The organism is Acidithiobacillus sp. TH-A36, from assembly GCF_057473445.1.
This window is the reverse complement of sequence record NZ_JBYCKP010000448.1, coordinates 1-2,352: the sequence shown is the minus strand read 5'-3', so window position 1 is coordinate 2,352 and position 2,352 is coordinate 1. Positions and strand designations below refer to the sequence as shown.

4 protein-coding genes are annotated in these 2,352 nt (G+C 45.9%); all 4 read left to right on the top strand.

Going from position 1 to position 2,352, the window contains the following annotated elements; translation table 11 throughout:
* The first annotated feature begins 179 nt into the window (after positions 1-179).
* The 4 genes from AC2VLY_RS11600 to AC2VLY_RS11585 all read left to right on the top strand — a co-directional run bounded on the left by AC2VLY_RS11600 (position 180) and on the right by AC2VLY_RS11585 (position 2,180).
* Positions 180-395, top strand: coding sequence for a GDCCVxC domain-containing (seleno)protein (locus AC2VLY_RS11600; protein WP_319803390.1), 216 nt, complete (start codon positions 180-182; stop codon positions 393-395).
* A 118-nt stretch (positions 396-513) separates the two neighbouring features.
* On the top strand, positions 514-831 hold the full coding sequence (locus tag AC2VLY_RS11595) for a hypothetical protein (RefSeq protein ID WP_486892230.1): 318 nt from the start codon (positions 514-516) through the stop codon (positions 829-831).
* 24 nt (positions 832-855) lie between these two features.
* Positions 856-1,629, top strand: coding sequence for a tetratricopeptide repeat protein (locus tag AC2VLY_RS11590; RefSeq protein WP_486892229.1), 774 nt, complete (start codon positions 856-858; stop codon positions 1,627-1,629).
* 86 nt (positions 1,630-1,715) lie between these two features.
* Complete coding sequence (locus AC2VLY_RS11585; protein ID WP_486892228.1) at positions 1,716-2,180, top strand: hypothetical protein; 465 nt, start codon at positions 1,716-1,718, stop codon at positions 2,178-2,180.
* Positions 2,181-2,352: the final 172 nt, after the last annotated feature.

Sequence of the window (2,352 nt, the reverse complement as noted above, 5' to 3'; positions counted from 1 at the left end):
ACTGAATAAAACCTGGTGGCCAGAATGAGCAGAGGCACCGTAATGTCTCATAATCCGCCCTCCTGGGTGGCAGGGGAACCGAGTAAAACCGGGCGATCTGCCGTTCGTGGTCTTGGGACCACGAGACAGAATGATGCATTATGTCTAAAAGACAAAATTTTTACTGAGGGTCGAGGCTCGTGGAAATAAGATTAGAATCAGTAATCACTTGTCCTAAATGTGGGCACCAAGAAACAGAAACGATGCCAACGGATGCATGCCAATGGTTTTATGATTGCAAAAACTGCGGTGCAATTCTAAGCCCGAAGGAAGGTGATTGTTGTGTTTTCTGTTCTTTCGGTACGGTTCCTTGTCCACCCATTCAAAAAAACTCTAGCACTTGCTGTACGCCTTAATTTTTACGCCAACGAAACATAATGGTGCATTCTGTCTGCTTGACTGGCGGGAATGTCTCTAGTGACGCTGGACAGCATCGTTGAATTTTAGACTCGCTCAATCATTCGAGGAACCTAGATGACTCAGATCCAAGTATCTTCAAAGACGTTTGAAAACTTCAACATACTGTCTGTCACTGTTGGCACAAATTGTCCAAATGGAGGCGACAGTGGGCACGGCGGTCGCACACTATTCCGGTTGGTCAACGAAGCAAGCACTGACATATCAGTCAGAATTGACAACAACCAATTACAATCTGTCGACTCTGTGGAAATTGTTCTCGGTGGTGACGCTGAATGCGAGACATTCATTATGGCATTAGAACACGCTGTGAGCGTTTTGCGTGCACAAGTAAAAGCAAATGTATACGCACCAACCAACGAATTTATTGATTAAACAGGCGTTCTCTGGAAGAAATTAATGAAGATTCGCGTCGTTATCCCGTTGGTTCTCATTGGACTGTCTTTCGCAGAAAGTGCATATGCGATGACGGATGCGCAGGCGGAACATTTGGCGAATGAAGCATATAAAACTGGAAATATTGCGGAATCTCTAAAACTATATGACGCGGCGAAGTCAGGTGATGTTGCAGCGCAATCTTGGTTGGGTGCTTATTTAAATGCGATAAAAAACTATACGCGAGCTATCCACTGGTACAAAAAGGCGGCAGCCCAGGGAGATGCTATGGCGGAAAACAACTTAGGGAATGACTACCATCAAGGCCAAGGTGTTCCGCAGAACTATGTAAAGGCGAACTACTGGTTCAAAAAGGCGGCAGCCCAAGGATTTGCGATGGCAGAATACAACTTAGGGGTTGCTTACCATCAAGGCCAAGGTGTTCCGCAGAACTATGTAAAGGCGAACTACTGGTTCAAAAAGGCAGCAGCCCAAGGATTTGCTAGGGCGGAAAATCACTTAGGAAGTGATTACTACCACGGTAAAGGCTGCCCCCAGAATTACGCGAAGGCAATCTACTGGATTAGGAAGGCTGCAGCGCAGGGAGATCCAATGGCAGAATACGACCTAGGTTTTTTCTACTACAAAGGTCGAGGTGTGCCGCAAGATAGAATGGTTGCTATAAGGCTATGGGAAAGAGTTGCAGCACAAGGTGGTCATGCAGGAAGACTGGCGCAAAATACTATTGAACTCGCTAAGTATAATGGACATTTGAGTTACTTTGCCTCGGATAATTGATCCATGTACAAATTTTGACTAGTTGGCATCCATATGCCAATTACCGGATTCACCATCCGCTTGTCTGAATTATTCAAACACGGATTATGTTTTATCATGCCATCTGTAAATCTCCAGGCTCACCAATCGCAATAGGCACCAACCGGGATGCAACAACTGGTCCATTAAAAAAATCTTACGATAAGCTTCATATTGATGATGCCATGAAAGAATTAAAACCTACAGAAACAGAAAAACATACCATTGAAAGCGTGATTTGCCGTGTTAACGGGGGAGGAATCATTGGTCTTAACGATAATGATCTGGCATTTCTAGCATCGCAACACGGGACGCAGGCGACAGTGAATATGGTGCCGGTACCATTGGCCGACATCGTAGTAGCCGCCAGATCAGAAATGTGGAGACGACAAAAAGTGTCTGAAATTCATGCTATGGAGGCGCTTGTTCGTATGACGGAAGCACAAGACAAGAGCGCAAGGCGGCTGACTTATGCGACATTCGGCCTGGTTGTTGCAACTACCGGTCTTATTGTCGCAACCATTTTCCACTAACTTCGCGTAGCTCTGCGGCGCATCATGGCCTTGGTGACAGGCAACTACAAACGGTAACTGCCTATTGCCAGACCTCCGGATTGATAATCCGCTGGTCTGACCTATTCAATCACCAGCAATAAAGGCATTTCAGCCTGTGGCCATACCGTGATTTCTGGCACTTTGCCAAAAT